We start from the raw sequence: 18,640 nt of genomic DNA on the forward strand, positions 1-18,640 counted from the left end.
ACCCGTACATGAAAAGACCCAGCTTCGTTACCGGATTTTTGTTGTCATTATATAGTCTTGCCATAGCTCAGGCCCCTGCTCAAAACAAGAGCAGTTGGGTGTATCCCGGCAAGAACGGCAAACTGGTTTACAAAACCACGCCTTCCGGCGACCGCATCATGGACTTCTCACAAGCCGGCTACCGGGGTGGGGGCGTAGCCCTGCCCACAGTACCTGTAAAACGGATGGTAAAACCGTCAGGGAAAGATGATACCGAACTGATCCAGGCTGCTATTAATGAAGTAAGCAATATGCCCCTGGTGAATGGTTTCCGCGGCGCTGTTCAGCTGGCGCCGGGCACATTTACTTGCTCAGGCGCCTTGTACCTTTCGGCCAGTGGCGTTGTATTGAGGGGCAGCGGGTCGGGCAAAGGGGGCACCACCATCCGCATGACGGGCCCCAAACATACTGCCATCGTGATCGGTAAAAAGACCTTCGCCTCCGATCCCAATGACGAACCCGCAGCGCCCGATGAACCCTTCACTGCCGCACAAACCACCATCACCGCTCCTTATACGCCTGCAGGTACCTATACCCTTGTGGTAGCCGATAGCAAAGCCTTTGCGGCCGGTGACAAGATCACCATCAAAAAGCCCGTGACGGATGCCTGGGTACACTTTATGGGGATGGACAATATGAAACGCGATGGAAAACCGCAGACCTGGATCGCCAAAAGCAGGAGCCTGGTGATGCAAAGAAAGATCACCGCTATTAAAGGTAACCAGTTGACCATTGATATTCCCCTGGCAGATGCCCTCGACAATCGCTTTTTCAGCACGCCCGGCCTCACCGTCAGCAAACTGCGTGCTGCTCCTGCGGTCACTGATGTGGGCGTGGAGCAATTGCATATTCAATGCCCGCCACTGGAAAGTTCTTATGGCAATGCTCCCTATGCCGGTGTGCGGATAGGTGGCAACGATTGCTGGATACGCCAGGTGTATTTTGAAGAGACCATGAACACCACGGTGTTTGCCGGTAACCGCAATACGATAGAGCAGGTGAAGATCACCCATACATACCCGAACCTGGGTGCTTCCAAGCCGGCAGACTTTAGTTTTGAAGGCAGTGAGAACCTGCTCAACAAATGTGAAGCGACCGGCGGCAATACCTACTTTGTGTGGACCAGCAGCCTGGTGCCCGGTCCCAACGTGATGCTCAATTGTACTTTCCGCGGACATGGCAGCCGTATCCAGCTGCACCAGCGCTGGGCTACGGGATTGCTGGTCGACAACTGCACCATGATAGATGGCGGCATCGACTTTATGAACCGGGGTGTAGCGGGCTCTGGTCATGGTTGGACCATGGGCTGGGCCGTAGCCTGGAATTCTATTGCAAAGACCTATATCATACAACAGCCGCCGGGCGCCGCTAACTGGGCCATTGGTTGTATCGGCAGCCGGGAACAAACAGCCCGGTTGTTTGACAGCAGTCCGATCCTGGATGAAGGCTACTTCGAATCCCATGGCAAACCGGTGTTTCCCCAGAGCTTGTATCTGGCGCAATTGGCTGACCGGCTGGGCCAGCGGGCCATCGCCAACCTGGGGTATGCGTCTAATACCATCAGCCAGTTCCCCAATAAGCGGGTGCAGCCTACGCCTCCGCTGAAGACCGCGCCTGATCCGGTGCTTGGGGCCGACCTGGCGCTCCATCGTCCCATTAATTCCAATCAGATGCGCCATAACCTGCGGCAGTTTGCCGGGGAGAAAGCGGTAGATGCTGATCCTGCCACGTATTGGGCTACCAACGACAGCAGCCAGCGCGCCACCCTCGAAATAGATATGGAAGGGCCGGTAGTGATCAATGCCCTGCTGTTGTCGGAAGCTGCCGGTATGGGTCAGGTGCTGGAATACAAAGTAGAAGGACAGGTAGACAGTGACTGGTTACTATTGTCGCAGGGCACCACCATTGGCAACCGCAAGGTGGATCAGTTTCCTGCTGTCACCGTGTGGAAGGTGCGGCTCACGATACTAAAAGTCAACAATTATGCAGCCATTCGGCAAGTTGGATTATATAACCGGAAATAGTATTAATTTCAAGAGACAGCACAGGCTGCTAACCAAAACGCGCATGTCTCATGAAAATTGTCAACAGTACATTGATCCTCCGGGTGGCTGTAGCCATCATCCTGCTGGTGCATAGCATTCCGGGTATCTTCAACAATGGGATCAATGATTTTGGGAAGCTCTACCTCAACGAAATTGTCTTTGCACCGCTGGGTGTACCCATTGCCTGGGCCATCAAGCTATCCCATATATTGGCTGCGGGCTGCTTGCTCTTCAACAGGTACATCAAACTCGCTTCTATTGTTACCATCTTTGTATTGGTCATGGGTATTATCCTGGTACATTTCAAAGAAGGGTGGTTTGTGGTAGGCGGCGGCCGTAATGGTGTTGAGTTCAACTTTCTATTGATCTGCGTATTATTGTATTTAATGTTTCTACCGCAACAAGGCCATGCAAACAAGGGAGCAGTGTAAGCTACCCATTCTTCCAGTTCATCACCTTTATACACACGGGTATCAGTCCCAATGAAACCAGTATAAATATCCCCACTCTCAGGTAGTTCAAAGATCTCCATTGCCGCGCTCGCCGGAGCAGATCCGTGCCGGTTGTTTCACCATTGGCTATTTTCTGGAATTCAATAATGTTGGGTGCAAAGTAACCAAGCGTCCATACCCGTATCGCAAAGTGAATGGCGAATAAGACCAGCAACCAATTGCGCACAGGGTCCAGCTTCCAGCAAAAGATTATGGCGAGAATAAAGGTGATCTCATGCAGGGAATGGATGATGATCCAAAAGGTTTTAAGGTCCAGGCCATAGGGGGCTTTGAAGAAGTGGAAAGAAGCCGGTGGAGCGGCTGACCACCTGGGCACAATGACTGCCGTTTCAAAGAGCTGTGCCCCATTCATGAGAAAATAAAAAAGTGTAGTAATAAAGAGCCATATCTCGGCCCTCACCAGGTAATTGGCGGTGATTGTTTGCATGGCCAGGTTATTTGTCGTTAATATGGTCAGTCACCTCCGTCATGATAGCAACTGCCGACGTGAAATATTTTTCGATGATTTTTATTTCTGCTTCGGAAAAGGAGGAGATCAGGGCCGTTGTTTTCTGCTGTAGTTCTGCAAACAAGGGCTCCAGCAATTTGAGCGCATTTTGTGTATGCGGCACGATCAGCACCTTCCGGCGGTCGGTTTTGTCAAACTGCCGCTTCACCAGCTTCTTCTTTTCCAGCCGGTCTATTAATCCCGTAATGGCTCCCGTGGTGAGGCCTGTAAGGGTAGAGAGCTCTCCGGCCGTCAACTCACCCTTTTGCATGATCAGCCCCAAGTACTTGTGATCGGTACCCGAAAGCCCCGCTTTACGTGCAATGGCTTCATGCATCAGAATAGAAGTGTCAGAATACAGCCGGCTGGCGTCCCGGAAAGACGTGATGGTGCTTTCGCCTGGTTTCTTACTCATTCGGTAAATATATTATCGACTAATTATCTTAGTTGCTAAGATATATTATACTTTCCAATTGACCAGACTTTTTTTACGGGAGGGTTAAAGATCGGCAGCTAGGCTGTTTTCTTATTGAGTATTCTCCTCGCACAGTCTGCCGCACAGATCAGTCCTCCTGCACCCATAATAATATCTTTCAACACCATTCTGCCGGAGCCGGAGAGGTAAGGGAAACCATGGTTGGGACTGGGGAAGTCGCCGCCCAGGTTGGGTACATATACTTCGGGTGTGGTAATGAGAAAAGAAAGGGTAACAAATGACATGACTGCCGTCAACAAACCACCCCAGAGACCAATACGGGGATAAACGATGCCTAGTAGTGTAAGGATACCAATGAACACGATCACAGCGCCCAGGCCATAGGAAAAGGGATAAGTGCCATTCTGCTGGTGCCATTCAATATTTTTCGCTACTACTTTCCCTTCCGGGTTTTTGTAATTGGTATAATCCGGGGCTTTCTCGTGGTAAAAAAAGCTCATGAAGGGACTGTTGGCAACGAAGGGCACAATGCCATCCGCTTCGTATTGGAAGGCTTTGAGAGCGCCGATCCAGGCCATCACGATAAAAATAGCGATCCTGAGCAAGTGAATAAAGCTTGTTTCTGCCTTGGCTAATCTTTCCAGCATATCAATGAATTTTCAACAAAATTCATGGAATACGGGTGCTGGCGCCATAGACAGACATGGAAATCAAATGGACGATTGTGCCACAATGGAGATGCCTACCGTTTCACGGAAGAAGGTAGGGGCCACACCGGTATGTTTCTTGAAGTACCGGCTGAAGTAATGTTCATCATCAAAATGCAGTTCGGCTGCTATTTCTTTCATGCTTTTGTAAGAAAGGTGGATGAGTTTTTTGGCTTCCAGTATTACCCGTTCCTGAATGAGGAAGGAGGGGGATTTCTGAAACCAGGCCTTGCATTGTTTGGAAAAATTATTGGGCGAAAGGTTCAGTTGGGCTGCATAAAAGGCTGGTGTACGCTCCTTGATGTAATGCTGTTCCAGCAAAGCTTTGAATTGAACGATGGGGTGGAGGGCCTGGCTTTCTTCCGCGACGGGTAGGGTGGCAGCTTTGGTTTTGCTGCAGATGGCCAGGATCAGTTGCAGCCAGGAACGGGCAACGGCCTGCGACCAGGTATCTGCGTGCTGCAGTTCTTCTTTCAGTTGGTCCAGCAGGTGATGAATGGAGGCGAAAGCCTCCTCACTCAATCCGATAAAGGGCTGTGCATAGATATTGTTGAACAGTAAACCATTGCAGGCCACTTCTTTTTTGTGGTGCTCGATACAATAGAAATCTGCATGGAACCAGAGCGACCGCACAGTAGCCTGTTCGTCCAGGTGAAGCTGTGCCAGTTGCCAGGGAGTTGTAAATAATACGATATTGCCGTCAACAGGGTAATCCGTAAAGTCGACCGTAATATGGCCAACTCCTTTGAACAGGGATATGCCATAAAGAGGCTGAGGACCTGCCTCATTGAAAGAGGTGACCTTGCTTTCCCTGACGATACATTGCCCGACGGATATCTTATTTTCCATTTACTTCACAATAGGTATTGCGAAGGTAATAACCATTAACCACCTGTGGCAACCTTTAGTGGCTTCTCATTCAGCCGGCTTACCCCATTCATGTAGTTGTGATGCGAAAACCTGCTGCCGGTATATAATATCCAGGAGAAAACGAGCAGGATAATGACCGCCACCGTAAACTGCCACCATTTTTGCCGGCTTTTAGCTTTGATACAGACCACCAGGAAGCAAACAATAAAACAGAGGATGGCGATAATCGTATTTCCATAGAATTGATAAGGGCGTTTTTCTTCATTTTTCAACTCCTGCAATACTTCGAGGTCATCTTTGGTGAGCCTGGAATAATCGGGTTCTACCCTGGCTGTGGCTTTCCAATGGGGCGATTGAGGTAGTAATGACAGGGATGAATAGTCCGATCTAAAACTGGGATCAATGATCATATTCCTGAAAATGCTGGACATCATGCCCAGCAGAATGCACAGGGAAAGCGCCAGCAGCCATTTGTAGTTTTCCTTTCCGTTTATTTCATTTGCCAGGAAGTTTTTGAGCGGAGTGTATACCATGGTAATGGCGTACAATAAGAACACGCCGGGGATAAAGAATGCTATGAACAGGAAGAAGTCGAAGCCGATATTCATGCCAGTTAATTTGTAAGTTCAGGTAACAAAGGAGTGTCGGGAATACTAGGGGTGCGAGGCAAGCCATAGCTCTTCCACGAGGTTGCCGATACCATAACTTACCAGTCTGGCATCCGGGCATTCAGTGGTCCCATGACCGCCGTCGCGGAAGGAGCCCGACAGGATATGCATGGTTTCATGGGCAATGGTATTGATCAGGTTGGCCCGTTCCTTTTTATCCGTAGCATTCCAGTTCTTGATCCTGGCAGGTTTTATCGCTACCCTGTCATTGGCAGGGTCCGTTTGGGCAATGGCATTCCAGGGGTGCCGGGGATGTACAGAGTAATCAGGGATCTTTTTATTGATCAGGTCAAATACCTGCTGACCGGTCATTACGTCCGGCTGTCCGTTAATCAGGTCACAACTCACCAGCCATTGCTGGGCCAATACCCTTTGTTTAAATTCGTCGGAGGCTAATATCTTACACACGTCGGCCGTGGCTTCTTTGATGGCTTTCTTGCGTTTTTCGTTAAGGTTCTGCGTACCGATCTTCATGCAATTGGTGAGCGGACTTACCGATTCGAAATCGTCTGGTCCCGGTTTTTTGTATCCTCTCCACGCCCAGCTAAGGCAGCCCGATAATATTATGGAGATGGTAAGTAGCAGTAACAAGTGTCTCATGTAAGGAAGTATTTGCTGTAAAGCTACTTGTCGGGAAGGAGGGGACAACTGGTGTAAACACGGTATTTTTGATGGTGTTGACTGTTCAGGCTAGTTATTTAGATGACATCAAAATGTGCAGCTCTTGATCAGGCCATTGGCCATAGTGATCTTTTTATTCTCCCCATCTTCTTTGATCTCTACAAACTTCTCCAGTCTTTTGGCGCGGGCTACAGTATAATCCTGGTCGTAATAGTAATTGGTGGTGGTACGTACGGGGCCATTCTGCGATACATCCGACCCTGTATAGATCCGGGATGTCTTTAGCTGGTTGAAGCTATGGATCACCTGGATAAAATACTTACCGGGCTTCAGGCCGCGGAATTCGAACCGGCCTTCACTGTCGGCATAGGCTTCAATAACATAGTCATTGGCTTCATTGGACATATAGACACCTGTCTTTTTGCCTTCTTTCTTTTCCCGCAGGTCGTACCATTCTTCCAGGTAAGGGGTTACCGGGTAGAGTACCACTTTCACACCACTGGCGTTGAAGATCAGGCCATCCACCTTGGTGCAGGCTTTACCGCGAATGGTAGAGAGGCCTCTTGACAACGCAGCTTTTGCCAAAGCAGGGTCGAATGATCCAAGGGGGAAAATGGATTTCCGCGTAGTACCGCCACTGGCATTAAGCTGACCACCCAGGTCGGCGAATTGCTTGCGATCAAGATCGGCCAGTTTGGAATTGCCAATGGCATCGTAAGCTTCTGCCCGGTTTTGGTAGGCATACATATTTTTAGGGTCCAGCTCAATGGATTTGCTATAATTGGTAATGGCTTCCTGGAAATGTTGTTTGTCGTGGTGGATAAATCCCAGGTACAGGTAGCCTGTAGGATTTTTGGGATCCAGTTCCACTACCTTGGTGTAGTCTTTATTGGCTTCGGCGAGCATTTTACTGCGGTAGAGGAGGTGTCCGCGCTGTATATAGGCTTCGATCTGCTTTGGATCGATCTCGATGGCCCTGGTATGTTCCCGGATGGCTGCTTCTACCTGGTCTTTGCGGCCGTAACAATTGCCCCTGAACACATAGGAGATGGATACTTTGGGCGCCAGCTCGATCGCCTTGCTGTATTCAACGATAGCATCATCATATTTTTCCTGGACATAATACACATGCCCCCGGTTATTGTAGGCATCGTAATCCTTTGGATACAGCTGGAGGTATTTGGCGTAATCGGCCAGCGCCTGGTCAAACTTACTCAGTTGTTTGTAAGCTACGGCACGGTTGAACCAGGCATCAGCATAGGTGGGATCGGTTTCCACTACCTTGGTATAGTCTGCAATGGCCAGTTCACGCTTTTGCTGGTTGAGGTAAATATTACCACGATAATACAAGGATACTACAAAGCGCGGGTTGAGTTCAATCGCTTTGTTGAAATCGGCTAGCGCCAGGTCCAGCTGTTTTCTATTGTTATAGATCAGGCCTCTTTTAGCAATGGCGCGTACGTTGCGTGGATTGAGTTCAATCGCTTTGCTATAATCGGCCAGCGCATCATCTGGTTTTTCGAGTACCATAGCGGCGAGTGCGCGGGCAAAATAGTCGAGGGAGGTTTTGGGAGCACGTAAGAGGCCGAGGGCTTTTTCTGCTGTTTTCTTTGCAGTGGCCGTATTGTTTTGTATCCAGTAACAGTCGGCCAGCAGGGCATTGTACACGCCATTGTCGGGACTGATCTTAACCGCCCGTTCAAGATCGGCTTGTGCAGCCGTCATCCGGTTGTCGAATATTTCTCCGGCGCCATGTACGGCGTAGGCCAGTCCGTTGTTCTTGTCATTGTTGATAACGTCATTAGCCGTTTTCTTAGCCAGCTGGAAATTGCCTTCCAGCAATTGTGATACTGCGAGGTCGGCATTGGAACCGCTTTGTGCGAATGAGGGAGAAAAAAGGCCTGTAGTAATCAGGATCAGGAATAATAAAAAGGATGTGCGCATCATGGCTTTGAGGTGTTTTTCAGCTATTTTTAGTGAACGGCTGCAGGCAACATGTAGACTCCCGCCTAAGGTAGCCCGCAGCAGGGGCAAAACTACCAATATAAAGACAACGATGATGCCAGACTGACAACCGAATTTTCAACAATTGGGCTGATAATCATTAAATTACCTGCTTACCGGGAAGAAGGGTCTACTGGTTTTCAGGTAGTAAAAAGTAGAGTATATTTGGCAACAACCTTGGTATAATATAAGCAATAACTGCGATCACTTATGGACGCATCCCAACACGAACAGGAAGACATTTGGACAAGGGGTTGGACCATGTTCAGTACGCCAAAAGAAGAAGTAATGCAATTATTTGCACCGTTGGGAGAAGTGCTGATCCAACCTGCGGGCATCACTTTCACTGCCTATCCTTTTCAGCCAGCCCTCGTCTGTAAACAGACCACCATTACTGCCAGCGATATCATCAACATCGGCATCAATGCTGCGCCGCCCTCCATACGGATAGGAAATGAACTGATCTTTGTGCCGGCAACACTGAAGCGTGAATTGCTTTTCTATGCAAACCGTCACCAGATTCCCCTGGTGGAGCGGGGATATGTCTGGGACTTGCTATTGGAACCCTTCCTGGATACCGAATATACTCCCGAAACTCATCAACGGCTCAATGGAATATTGGCAGGATATGGTTTGTCTGCCGAAACCATTCAGGTCATCCGGGAAGAGGTAAGGATCCAGATGCTGAAGTACAACTTCGATACCATGCTTTGGGAGTGGGTTTCTTTAGGATTGCTGGACGTGCTGAGTGCAATGCGTCCCAAATACGATACAGACCAATTTGCCGACTTCTACCGGAGGGCAATGGAAATAGCCTTGCTGCCCGGGAAATCCCCACCGTCTGTTAAATCAGAAGTATAGTTGTCCGGATTTTGTAATTTCAGACCCCGACGATTATAAAGAACGCGTCTCCACCAATGAACCCCCACCTTGCACTGAGCCTGATCCTGATAGTACTGCTTTCCTGCAAAGAGCAACAAGCACCCCAAGCGCTTGCAGCTAATGCTGCTGATACGGTAAAGGCCGTCGCTGTCATAGATTCCACAGCTCCTTTGGTAGAAGATACTGCCCATCCTGCTGATCCCGTTGAACGAACGGAGTTTTTTGCCGATAGTCTGCATATCGGTAAAAGAGGACTCAACAAGATTGAGTTATCATTATATAGTTCGGCTGACACCAGCTATGCGGTCATTCAATTCTTTTCCAAACAAAGCAACAAGTGGGTCTTGAAAAATGAATACCAATATGAGAGGCGGGCGGCTATATCATGTGATCCAAAACTAAGCGACTTTAACAATGACGGACTAAAGGACTTTACTTATATTTCTATGGAGGCTGCCAGGGGCGCCAACGAAGTAAGGCGGCTATTTATCTATGATAAAGCCAGGGACATGCTGATCAGTATGCAGAATGCGGAAGATTATCCCAATATGCAATACAATAAAGAACTGAACTGTATCGATGCTTTTTTGGTGTATGGCGGTTGTTCGACCATGTTTTTGCGCATTAAAGGGGATAGTCTAAAACCATTTGCCCGTGTTGAATTGGTTGATGGCCTGACGGTATCTACGTATGACAAGCAGGGCAAGGAAAAGATCATCTTTCAGGACAGTACCGAAAAAGCTGTTTATGTAAGGTATAAGAATTATAAGCCGCTGAAAGTGTATTAAGAGTATTAAAAGGCAACAGCACTATTATGAATTTTAAATATATACCAACTGATAAAGCCTTCATCAATGAAGTTGCGTTAACATTTAAGGAAAGCCGTGACTTGATAAGGGCAAAGCTGGGAGGAAAACATTCAGTAGCCGACCAGCTGACAGGACTGGTAACTCGGGATGGCAAGCCTATAAACCTCCGGCGTGACATTTATCAAGACAAGCAACCGGCAGGGTGTTTTTTCTTTTTGAATTATAATGAAGATGACCAACTTAGGGACATAGAGGTGCACAGGTGTAAACAGATACAGGTTTTTGATACCCTGTTTGGATTTGATGACAAGATTGATTTTATAGCTGGCCAATTATCGCATATGACCCTTGAACAAATAGAAAAATACTGGACTGATCGTTCCCTTAAGCTTAATAAATACCAACTTTCGCAGTTGAATATCCCCCGGCTCCTTAGCACTACAAAAGATTACCTGATTTATGGTGGTTTACCAGACAGTTGTGCACCGGGACTCTCTTTCGAAGCTTGCGTGTTTGAAGTTATCCCTTCCCCAAATGAGGTATTTAATATTGACCTTGATGAACTGGACGACTACCTGATGATAGGAAGTAATGACAGTGGCGACCCGATATGCATAGACCTCATCCATGAAAATGAAGTCGTTTTCCTAAATCATGACAACGACTTTGAAAGCGTTTTCATGAATAGTTCCATTCAGCAATTGGTTGAGTGCATGATCAGGTACAATGATTTCAATGCTTCTTTAAACCCAAGGTTCGAAAACAATACCTTTCTTCAAAATAGGTTTACGGACAATGAATTTGCGACGTTTTGTAATGATCTTCAACTAATTGATCTCAAAAGCCTGCTGGATAACAGCTTCTGGAAAACAGCGTCTGACTGCTTTCTCCTGGAAAGAGACAATCAATAATGACAGGCCGGCACCACCTGCCAACCTTCTACCAACCTGGCCTCAACTATGTACCATCCATGTGTCAAATGGGGGTGTTCTCCAATGAACGGTACATGTTTGACACATGGTTCACACATGGATGAGCAAAATTTGAGGCCACATTGACAGTCAACGGCCGCCAGTTGGCCTACTGAGCGTCTACGGATTGCCTACGCTCTTAGGAACACTGGCCTCTTTTCATTGAGCGGTCAGGCAATACGTAGGTAATGCGTAGGTAATGCGTTCCCAATCTGGGACAAGACTGGCTGCTTTCCCCTATGGTCATATGCACTCACCATCACAAAGCTCTGTAAACGCATTTTAAGACCGCTTAAAGACAGGATCGGCTATCGTAAGTGTAGATGCTTGCTTAAATTGAAGTCGGCCGGAAATGGGCTGTAATGAGGTCTACGAAAGTGTGTACAGAAAACGCAATGAATTGTTGTATGTGCATGTGTATGGGGTACACAATTACAGGCTACGCAGCTTCTTTTGGATCGCCTGCCGCTCGGCATCTGTGCGGGCCAGCAGCAGCGCCTGCTGGAAATATTGCAGGGATTTGGCCTGGTCAATACCGGTATACAATTCACCCAGCAACAGGTAATAGAAGTGATGGTTGGTGAGCTGCAGTTTCTCTGCTTCAACGATCGCCGCCTCCCTGCCATTGGCCTTGGATAGTGCATAGGTGCGGTTGAGAGCAGCGATGGGAGAGTACTCTATTTGCAGAAGTTGGTTGTACAATTGTAAAATGCTTTCCCATTTTTCTTTACTGTCGTCCTTGCGGGTATTCCAGTAAGCAATACCCGCTTCCAGGTGGTATTGGGAAAGAGTAGGACCACTGGCGGCACAATGCAGAAAATATCCACCCTTGCTGATGAGGTCGGTATTCCACAGGTTGGTATCCTGCTCATCATACAGGATCAATTCTCCCGCAGCATTGAGGCGTGCATCAAACCTGGAAGCGTGAAAACACATCAATGAAAGCAGGGCATTTACTGCCGGCCTGTTGGTGGGAGGATGTTCCACCAGCATGGTGCACAAGCGCATGGCCTCATAGCAAAGCTCCTTACGCAAGGTATTGGTTGGCCCCAGGGAATAATAACCTTCATTGAACAACAGGTAGATGGTTTTCAATACGGTGGTCAGCCGGGTGTCGATAGCCGCCGGCGCGGGAAGAGCTATCGGGATATTGGCCTCGCGCAGTTTTTCCCGGGCCCGGAACAAGCGCTTGTTGATGGTTTCCTTATTGGTAAGGAATGCATCGGCAATCTCTTCGATGCCAAAGCCGCAAAGAATGCGCAGGGACAAACCGATCTGGGATTCAACGGGAATAGACGGGTGACAAATAGCAAACATCATCTGCAGCTGGCTGTCATTGATATTCTCGGGTGAGAGGTCAATATCCAGCTCCTGGGAGCCTTCTCCGCCGGTTTTAAGATCAGGAGCGATCTTCTTATCAAACAAGGCATCACGCTGAACATGATTCCTGGCTTTGTTCTTCGCTACATTGTACAGCCAGGCCACCGGATTTTGCGGAATGCCTTTGATACCCCAGGTCTGCGCCGCTGTGAGAAAGGTGTCGCTGGCCAGGTCTTCGGCAGTTTCTATGTGGGCAAATCCGAAATGCCGGCAAAGCACGGATACGATCTTCCGGTATTCCGTCCTGAATAAATGGGGTATCAGCTGGCCATTGTCCATCCGTGGTCTTATCTGGTATTGTCTACTTTCACCACCTTTCTTACTTCCACACTGTTGCCTTCACCCTGTAAAATAGGACAGGCCCTTGCCATGGTGGCGGCTTCCTCAAAGCTATCAGCTTTTACAATGATGAAGCCGGCAATGGATTCTTTTATCTCCGCAAATGGGCCATCGGTCATCACGTTGTTTGCTTTGAGCACTTTGCCTTCGGTAGACAGACCGGTGCCGCCGCCAAATTTGTTCTGTGCCGCAATGCCGCCTACCCAGTCCTGGTACTGCTTCATGTATACCTGCATTTGCTCGGGCGAAGGCTGTGCCTCTTTCGTGAGCAGGTCCAGACGCATCAATAATAAATATTCATCCATGGTGATATTTTTACAGCAGTAACCAACTGGTATTCACCAGCTGGCCACTGCTTATGAAAGGTAAATGTAAGTTAGTTTTCTTTCGGCTGGTAGGTAAGGAGGATGGTGCCGCTCTTGAATACCCGGTGGCTGGTGAGCTGCAGGTTCAGCTGGTGGCCGATGCCTTCCAGGATGGGCGTACCTTCACCAAGGGCCACGGGATCGATCATGAACTGGAAGTTATCCACCAGTCCGGCAGTGGCCAGCTGGGCCAATATGCTGCCGCTGCCCAGGATGGTCATGTCTTTGGAGGACTCCAGCTTCAGCTTTTTGACGGCATCCTCTATATGATCTTTAATGATCCGTGTATTGTTCCAGTCTGCTTTTTTGAGTGTACGGGAGAAAACGATCTTCTCCGATGCATTCATGCCTTTGGCCACTTCGGGCATGGCCTGCAGGGCCTGCGGCGTGGGCCAAAACCCTGCCATCATATCGTAAGTCGTACGGCCAAACAGGAGGATGCTGCCGGATTGAGCGCCTTCTTTGGCATACTCACTTTCTTCGCTGTTGGGGTTATGGCTATGCCAGCTGGTATCTTCGTCCGCCCCCTTATAAAAGCCATTGAGGGTGATGAACTGGAAGGAGGATAACTTGCCCATGTTATTGGTTTTAATTGTTACGGAAACGTATGAATACAACCATAACAAATGAGGTGCCCGCGATTGGACAGGGCAGGCAAGGTATTTTCCGGACCAGGGTTTAAATACTAATAGGTACCTACTTCAATTGGCTGTTCATCAACTGCCTGCAACAGTCTTTTCTTCCATTTGTTTAACTCTGCTTCCCGCGCTTCGGGCGACAGGCGGGCCGGTCCATATACAATATGCGGGTGCAGCACGCTCCAGCCGGTAAAGCCAAAAATGCCCCGGTGAATGGGTTTGAGCATATTGATGATATCGCCATTGAAGCCATCTTTCAGGTAAGCGCCTTCTTCGCCGCCGGTAGTGAGGGACAGCAGGGCCTTTTTGCCACTGAAGATACCCTGCTCATAGTACTTGCCGGCCCCATAAAAGCGGCCCATGGCAAATACCCGGTCAACCCAGCCTTTCAAAATGCCGGGTACACTGAACCACCACAAGGGGAATTGCCAGATCATCAGGTCGCACCATTCCACTTTTTCCTGTTCCTGGTCTACATCGTAAGCAAAACTGCCTGTTTCGGTAGCATGCATTTCCTCCAGTTGTTGTTTGAAGAAGGTGGCATTTTGCAAACGGGTAAAGTTGCTGCTGTCTGATACGGGATTGAACCGCATAGCATACAGGTTGGAGGTCTTCACTTCATGACCTGCTGCTTGCAGGGTTTCGATGGCTGTGGTGAACAGGGCGCCATTCATACTTTTGGGTTCGGGGTGTGCTAAAACGATCAGAATTTTCATGCGTAATCCCTGTTTTTATCAAGGGGGCAACAAAATTATTCCGGTATCGGTTACTTTAGCAGGGCACATCGAATTGTACGGTGCACACAAAAATGTAAGTAATGGGAAAAAGGAAGTTAACATCTACCAATGCCATCAACCGGGAGCAACTGATTGAGTTTTGCGGCATGATCTACGCGGTGGATATGCTGGGCGGGCGTTGGAAGCTGCTCATATTGTACAAACTCGAAGCGCGGACCCTGCGTTTCAGTGAGCTGAAGAAACGAATACCCAATATCACCGACCGGATGCTCACGCTGCATTTACAGGAACTGGAGAAAAACGGGCTGGTGCTCCGCAATGCTTATGCAGAAGTGCCGCCCCGAGTAGAATACCAGCTTACAGAAAGCGCCAAACAACTGATACCTGTGTGGAAGCAGCTGGAGGAATGGGGATTACAGCACCGGGCTATAATGGAAGAAACAAGCGTAAAAACAGATACTTATTGATACTCACCGTAAAAATGGAGAGCACCTGTCGAGTCAGCAGTGTATTCATTGCCGATTGCCGACTGCTGATTGCCGGGTTTTTCAGGATGCAGCCGGGATAGAGAAGGTAAAGGTGAGACCGTCGGGTGTGGTTTTTTCGATGTGCATTTGTTCCTGGTAGATCTTTTCCAGCCGCAATACCGTATTGCGCAGGCCCACGCCCTTGCCTTGCAGTAACCATTCAACGGGACCAATATAGCGGGCGCCTGTATTGCTGATGCTGATCTGTACTTTTCCTTTCCGTTTAATACAGCGGATATTGATGCGGCCGCCATGCACAGCGGGGCTGATGCCATGTATCACGGCATTTTCGATCAGCGGCTGTAATAACATGGGGGCGATCTTAGTGTGCATGACCTCTTCACTGGCTTCGATCATTACCTGCAGTCTTTCACCGAAGCGTTCCTTTTCCAATTCGAGGTAGGTCTTGATAAATTGTAGTTCTTCCCAAAGGCTCACTTCATCTTCTTTGGTAGCCTGCAGGGCATACCGGAAAGTATCGGCCAGTTTGGCGATCAGTTCGCGGGTTTGTTCCTGCTGTGGCGGGATGGTGGCATTGATCCTGTTGAGGGTATTGAAAAGAAAATGGGGTTGTATCTGGGCTTTGAGAACCTGTACATCTCCGTGATTGGCCCTTGCTTTCCACCTGCGTTCCCGGGCCTCGTGTACTTTGGAATAGGCCCTGAACAGGCCGATATTCAGCCAGGCTATTACATCTGTTAATATTTTCTTCTCCAATAATATCATCCTCCATTGAAATCTGCCACAAAACTATTTTCTGTGCCGCTTTATTTTCGCAGCACAAATACCTGTATTTAAAATTGAGTAGTAATACCTGGTTCCTTTGCAGGCCGTGCAACACAGTCCCCTGCTGCATTGTCAATCGAACGTGCAGGATATCTTATCACGCGGAAAACAGGGGCGCGGCCCTATATTTGAAGCCTAAAACAAAGGCCTTAATAACAAGTAAGCATGAAAACAGGATCGAAACAGGTATGGCTCCTTTTTTTCCTGTTCCTGCAGGTAACGGCATATGGACAACAATCTCTTCAGGAAGTGTATGACCTATACCGGCCTCAATTGTCGCAGGCGAAAGGAGACACCACCCACGTAAAACTGCTATGGAAATACGGCTATGCCTTGATGCAGGCAGGTAGCGACAGCGCCTTGCCGGTACTGGAACAGGCCGAGCAACTGGCTATCAAGATAAATATGCCCGCCGGCGTGGCCGGTAGCGCCCGGATGAAAGGACAGGCCTACCTGCAACGCCGGGACCCCGATGCCGCCAAAGCCCAGTTTGAAAGAGCCATCCAACTATACAGCGCCCTGCCCAAACAAACGGAGAACCTGGCCACGGCCTATGGGCTGTTGGGACAGACACTCGATAATGACGGTGCTACCGATGAAGGGATCGCCAAATTCCTGAAAGCGGCCGAAATTGCGGAAGCCAACGGTCATACCCGGCTGCTGGCCCAACTGTATACGAGTGTGTCTGCGGCCTTTGGCAAATTGCGGCATACAGAAAAGACGCTGGAGTATGCGGGTAAGGTAGAGCAAATAGCCATGCAGGTAAAGGATACGCTGATGCTGATCAATTCACTCAACAATAAGGCGGCCATCTATGGCATCCAGGGCAAGCATGCCGAAGCATTGGCTATCTACCGGAAGATCATGTTGCTGAGTGATCTTAAAAATTACTATACGGGGCGGGTGGTGAGCCGGCTCAATACCGGCGATCATTATGAAGTGACGGGGCAACTGGATTCGGCGGTACATTACCTGGGCGCGGCAGAATTATTAGCCCGGCAGGCCAATGACGAGTATCACCTGAGCCGTATTGACCTTGTCTTTGCACGCACGTACCTGAAGATGAAAGAATATGTAAAAGCCAAAACACGGGTAGAAAGGTCGATCGCCACGGCTTTACCGGCAAAAAACTATGAGACCCTGCGTTTCTGTTATGCCTGCCTTACCCGGGTATATGCCGGCCTGGGCAAAAGCGATTCCAGCATGGCCGCTTTTTCGCAATACCAGGAATACAATGACTCGCTGACGAGTGAGCGGGTATCGGGCCAGGTAGTTGCTTACGAAACTAAATTCCAGACGCTCCAGAAAGACAAAGAGATCAGTAAAAAGCAACTGGCGCTGGTACAAAAAGACCTGGAGCTTAAACAGAAAAATACCTATATCCTGGTGGCGGTAGGCATTGTGATAGTGCTGCTATTGGTGGGCGCTATGCTTTGGTTCAACTACCGGCAAAAGCAGCGGCTGCAGGCACAGCAGTTGATCACCTTGCAAAGGGAACATGAAATATCCAGCATACAGGCCATGATGGACGGGGAAGAACGCGAGCGGGTAAGGATTGCCAGTAACCTGCATGATGGGGCCGGCAGTCTCTTGTCGGCCGTTAAATTATACCTGAGCGCCCTGGGCAATCAACACCAGCAGTTATCGGCATCCACTACTTACCAGGAGACCCTGGGGCTGGTGAATGATGCTGCTTCCGAGATCCGGGAAACCTCTCACAACCTGATGCCCCGGGTGATCCGGCAACAGGGGCTGCGGGAAGCGGTGCGGACTTATTGCGATAAACTGAACAAGAATGATCAAATTGCAGTAGAGTTCAATGCTTATGGTGTGCCGAGGCGACTGGATGAAGCGATGGAACTGATGGTGTACCGTACCATCCAGGAACTGATCGGGAATGTGCTGAAACATGCAGAGGCTACCCATGTGCTGGTGCAGCTGTCTTTTGACAAGGACCTGTTTAGTGTAACAGTGGAAGACAATGGAAAAGGGTTTGATAAGCGCAACCGCGAGCACAAGGCTGGCATAGGTATTTATGGTATACAAAGCAGGGTAGAGGCTTTTCATGGGACGATGGATATTGACTCTTCGCCTACGGGCACCAGTGTATATCTTGAATTTAAAACAACTGCATTAATACAGGAGGTATGACAATGACGCGTGTAAGTCTGGTAGATGATCACCCTGCGATATTGAATGGATTGCGTATGATACTGGCCGGATTCCCATCTATAGAAGTGCTGGGGTCCTATACGGATGGCCAGCAGTTGATGAAGGGACTGGAAACTGCGTTGCCCGATCTGATCATTATGGATATCCAGCTGCCCGGTGAGGATGGAATTAGTTTGTGCAAAAGGGTCATCGGCACTTATCCGGCAGTGAAAGTGATCGTCTTCACCAATTGTACGGACCGGCATTATATAAAAAGCATGCTTCAGCATGGCGCTTCGGGTTACCTGTTGAAGACGGCGGATAGTCACATCATTTTAGCGGCTATTGAGGCGGCCATGGCCGGGGAGCAATACATTCATGCCGAGCTGAAGGAGCAAATGTTCCAGCAGATCATTACCAATAAAAAGAGCGACCGCTATGCGCCCTCGCTCACCAAAAGGGAAAAAGAGATCATCCTGCTGATCGTGCAGGGGCTCAGTAACCAGGAAATTGCGGAAAAGTTATTCCTGAGCGTGCGTACGGTAGAGAATCACCGCTTCAACCTCATCCAGAAACTGGATGTGAAGAATACCGCCGCGCTGGTGAAGAAGGCTATTGAAATGGGGTTGGTGGAGTAGGGAACAAAATGGGAGACGAGCCGGACAA

General features: G+C 48.9%; 20 protein-coding genes. 8 read left to right on the plus strand and 12 right to left on the minus strand.

Features of this window, described 5'->3' with window-relative positions; all coding sequences use genetic code 11:
• Nucleotides 1-8 precede the first annotated feature (8 nt).
• Nucleotides 9-2,063, plus strand: a complete 2,055-nt coding sequence (locus D3H65_RS05935; protein WP_162915436.1) for a discoidin domain-containing protein — start codon at nt 9-11, stop codon at nt 2,061-2,063.
• Nucleotides 2,064-2,113: 50 nt separating this feature from the next.
• Entirely contained in the window at nt 2,114-2,515 is a 402-nt protein-coding gene (locus tag D3H65_RS05940) for a DoxX family protein (RefSeq protein WP_119049385.1), read from the plus strand.
• A gap of 1 nt (nt 2,516) precedes the next feature.
• On the opposite strand, the gene D3H65_RS05945 is transcribed toward D3H65_RS05940, so the two are convergent.
• From D3H65_RS05945 to D3H65_RS05975, 7 genes are all read right to left on the minus strand, one after another.
• Complete coding sequence (locus D3H65_RS05945) at nt 2,517-3,023, minus strand: transposase (RefSeq protein ID WP_119049386.1); 507 nt, start codon at nt 3,021-3,023, stop codon at nt 2,517-2,519.
• A gap of 7 nt (nt 3,024-3,030) precedes the next feature.
• A complete protein-coding gene (locus D3H65_RS05950; protein WP_119049387.1) occupies nt 3,031-3,498 on the minus strand; it encodes a MarR family winged helix-turn-helix transcriptional regulator in 468 nt (155 codons plus the stop codon).
• Nucleotides 3,499-3,596: 98 nt separating this feature from the next.
• The gene (locus tag D3H65_RS05955; RefSeq protein WP_119049388.1) at nt 3,597-4,166 is read right to left on the minus strand and encodes a DUF417 family protein; all 570 of its coding nucleotides are present in this window, start codon (nt 4,164-4,166) and stop codon (nt 3,597-3,599) included.
• Between the two features lie 63 nt (nt 4,167-4,229).
• Nucleotides 4,230-5,075 (minus strand): helix-turn-helix domain-containing protein, encoded by an 846-nt coding sequence (locus tag D3H65_RS05960; RefSeq protein ID WP_119049389.1) that lies wholly within the window; start codon nt 5,073-5,075, stop codon nt 4,230-4,232.
• A 35-nt stretch (nt 5,076-5,110) separates the two neighbouring features.
• Nucleotides 5,111-5,704, minus strand: a complete 594-nt coding sequence (locus tag D3H65_RS05965; protein WP_119049390.1) for a hypothetical protein — start codon at nt 5,702-5,704, stop codon at nt 5,111-5,113.
• A 45-nt stretch (nt 5,705-5,749) separates the two neighbouring features.
• On the minus strand, nt 5,750-6,364 hold the full coding sequence (locus tag D3H65_RS05970) for a hypothetical protein (RefSeq protein ID WP_162915437.1): 615 nt from the start codon (nt 6,362-6,364) through the stop codon (nt 5,750-5,752).
• A gap of 108 nt (nt 6,365-6,472) precedes the next feature.
• Complete coding sequence (locus D3H65_RS05975) at nt 6,473-8,332, minus strand: tetratricopeptide repeat protein (protein WP_119049392.1); 1,860 nt, start codon at nt 8,330-8,332, stop codon at nt 6,473-6,475.
• Between the two features lie 267 nt (nt 8,333-8,599).
• Here D3H65_RS05975 and D3H65_RS05980 point away from each other — a divergent pair, with 267 nt between their 5' ends.
• Genes D3H65_RS05980 through D3H65_RS05990 form a run of 3 tightly spaced genes read left to right on the plus strand, consistent with a single transcriptional unit; the run spans nt 8,600 to nt 10,991 of the window.
• Entirely contained in the window at nt 8,600-9,250 is a 651-nt protein-coding gene (locus D3H65_RS05980) for a hypothetical protein (RefSeq protein WP_211345632.1), read from the plus strand.
• Between the two features lie 56 nt (nt 9,251-9,306).
• Entirely contained in the window at nt 9,307-10,059 is a 753-nt protein-coding gene (locus tag D3H65_RS05985) for a hypothetical protein (protein WP_119049393.1), read from the plus strand.
• A gap of 26 nt (nt 10,060-10,085) precedes the next feature.
• Nucleotides 10,086-10,991 (plus strand): hypothetical protein, encoded by a 906-nt coding sequence (locus tag D3H65_RS05990; RefSeq protein WP_119049394.1) that lies wholly within the window; start codon nt 10,086-10,088, stop codon nt 10,989-10,991.
• 492 nt (nt 10,992-11,483) lie between these two features.
• On the opposite strand, the gene D3H65_RS05995 is transcribed toward D3H65_RS05990, so the two are convergent.
• The 4 genes from D3H65_RS05995 to D3H65_RS06010 form a co-directional block, all read right to left on the minus strand.
• Nucleotides 11,484-12,710, minus strand: coding sequence for an RNA polymerase sigma factor (locus D3H65_RS05995; protein ID WP_119049395.1), 1,227 nt, complete (start codon nt 12,708-12,710; stop codon nt 11,484-11,486).
• An 8-nt stretch (nt 12,711-12,718) separates the two neighbouring features.
• Nucleotides 12,719-13,075 (minus strand): YciI family protein, encoded by a 357-nt coding sequence (locus D3H65_RS06000; RefSeq protein ID WP_119049396.1) that lies wholly within the window; start codon nt 13,073-13,075, stop codon nt 12,719-12,721.
• 71 nt (nt 13,076-13,146) lie between these two features.
• Nucleotides 13,147-13,713 carry a dihydrofolate reductase family protein gene (locus D3H65_RS06005; RefSeq protein WP_119049397.1) on the minus strand — a complete coding sequence of 189 codons (567 nt, stop codon included), beginning with the start codon at nt 13,711-13,713 and terminating at the stop codon, nt 13,147-13,149.
• A 107-nt stretch (nt 13,714-13,820) separates the two neighbouring features.
• A complete protein-coding gene (locus tag D3H65_RS06010; RefSeq protein WP_119049398.1) occupies nt 13,821-14,489 on the minus strand; it encodes an NAD(P)H-dependent oxidoreductase in 669 nt (222 codons plus the stop codon).
• Nucleotides 14,490-14,590: 101 nt separating this feature from the next.
• On the opposite strand from D3H65_RS06010, the gene D3H65_RS06015 reads away from it, so the two are divergent.
• The gene (locus D3H65_RS06015) at nt 14,591-14,977 is read left to right on the plus strand and encodes a winged helix-turn-helix transcriptional regulator (protein WP_119049399.1); all 387 of its coding nucleotides are present in this window, start codon (nt 14,591-14,593) and stop codon (nt 14,975-14,977) included.
• 81 nt (nt 14,978-15,058) lie between these two features.
• On the opposite strand, the gene D3H65_RS06020 is transcribed toward D3H65_RS06015, so the two are convergent.
• Nucleotides 15,059-15,763 (minus strand): sensor histidine kinase, encoded by a 705-nt coding sequence (locus tag D3H65_RS06020; protein WP_119049400.1) that lies wholly within the window; start codon nt 15,761-15,763, stop codon nt 15,059-15,061.
• A gap of 225 nt (nt 15,764-15,988) precedes the next feature.
• Between D3H65_RS06020 and D3H65_RS06025 the strand changes: the two genes are divergently transcribed.
• Nucleotides 15,989-17,974, plus strand: a complete 1,986-nt coding sequence (locus tag D3H65_RS06025; protein ID WP_119049401.1) for a tetratricopeptide repeat-containing sensor histidine kinase — start codon at nt 15,989-15,991, stop codon at nt 17,972-17,974.
• Complete coding sequence (locus tag D3H65_RS06030) at nt 17,971-18,612, plus strand: response regulator (RefSeq protein ID WP_119049402.1); 642 nt, start codon at nt 17,971-17,973, stop codon at nt 18,610-18,612. Before D3H65_RS06025 ends, D3H65_RS06030 begins: the two co-directional genes overlap by 4 nt.
• Nucleotides 18,613-18,640 lie beyond the last annotated feature (28 nt).

Source organism: Paraflavitalea soli (assembly GCF_003555545.1).
Taxonomy (GTDB): Bacteria; Bacteroidota; Bacteroidia; order Chitinophagales; family Chitinophagaceae; genus Paraflavitalea; species Paraflavitalea soli.

Excerpts from the sequence above, each read along its gene's own strand:
- D3H65_RS05935 (WP_162915436.1), top strand. The coding sequence starts at position 9 with ATGAAAAGACCCAGCTTCGTTACCGGATTTTTGTTGTCATTATATAGT.
- D3H65_RS05940 (WP_119049385.1), top strand. The coding sequence starts at position 2,114 with ATGAAAATTGTCAACAGTACATTGATCCTCCGGGTGGCTGTAGCCATC.
- D3H65_RS05945 (WP_119049386.1), bottom strand. The coding sequence starts at position 3,023 with ATGCAAACAATCACCGCCAATTACCTGGTGAGGGCCGAGATATGGCTC.
- D3H65_RS05950 (WP_119049387.1), bottom strand. The coding sequence starts at position 3,498 with ATGAGTAAGAAACCAGGCGAAAGCACCATCACGTCTTTCCGGGACGCC.
- D3H65_RS05955 (WP_119049388.1), bottom strand. The coding sequence starts at position 4,166 with ATGCTGGAAAGATTAGCCAAGGCAGAAACAAGCTTTATTCACTTGCTC.
- D3H65_RS05960 (WP_119049389.1), bottom strand. The coding sequence starts at position 5,075 with ATGGAAAATAAGATATCCGTCGGGCAATGTATCGTCAGGGAAAGCAAG.
- D3H65_RS05965 (WP_119049390.1), bottom strand. The coding sequence starts at position 5,704 with ATGAATATCGGCTTCGACTTCTTCCTGTTCATAGCATTCTTTATCCCC.
- D3H65_RS05970 (WP_162915437.1), bottom strand. The coding sequence starts at position 6,364 with ATGAGACACTTGTTACTGCTACTTACCATCTCCATAATATTATCGGGC.
- D3H65_RS05975 (WP_119049392.1), bottom strand. The coding sequence starts at position 8,332 with ATGATGCGCACATCCTTTTTATTATTCCTGATCCTGATTACTACAGGC.
- D3H65_RS05980 (WP_211345632.1), top strand. The coding sequence starts at position 8,600 with ATGGACGCATCCCAACACGAACAGGAAGACATTTGGACAAGGGGTTGG.
- D3H65_RS05985 (WP_119049393.1), top strand. The coding sequence starts at position 9,307 with ATGAACCCCCACCTTGCACTGAGCCTGATCCTGATAGTACTGCTTTCC.
- D3H65_RS05990 (WP_119049394.1), top strand. The coding sequence starts at position 10,086 with ATGAATTTTAAATATATACCAACTGATAAAGCCTTCATCAATGAAGTT.
- D3H65_RS05995 (WP_119049395.1), bottom strand. The coding sequence starts at position 12,710 with ATGGACAATGGCCAGCTGATACCCCATTTATTCAGGACGGAATACCGG.
- D3H65_RS06000 (WP_119049396.1), bottom strand. The coding sequence starts at position 13,075 with ATGGATGAATATTTATTATTGATGCGTCTGGACCTGCTCACGAAAGAG.
- D3H65_RS06005 (WP_119049397.1), bottom strand. The coding sequence starts at position 13,713 with ATGGGCAAGTTATCCTCCTTCCAGTTCATCACCCTCAATGGCTTTTAT.
- D3H65_RS06010 (WP_119049398.1), bottom strand. The coding sequence starts at position 14,489 with ATGAAAATTCTGATCGTTTTAGCACACCCCGAACCCAAAAGTATGAAT.
- D3H65_RS06015 (WP_119049399.1), top strand. The coding sequence starts at position 14,591 with ATGGGAAAAAGGAAGTTAACATCTACCAATGCCATCAACCGGGAGCAA.
- D3H65_RS06020 (WP_119049400.1), bottom strand. The coding sequence starts at position 15,763 with ATGATATTATTGGAGAAGAAAATATTAACAGATGTAATAGCCTGGCTG.
- D3H65_RS06025 (WP_119049401.1), top strand. The coding sequence starts at position 15,989 with ATGAAAACAGGATCGAAACAGGTATGGCTCCTTTTTTTCCTGTTCCTG.
- D3H65_RS06030 (WP_119049402.1), top strand. The coding sequence starts at position 17,971 with ATGACAATGACGCGTGTAAGTCTGGTAGATGATCACCCTGCGATATTG.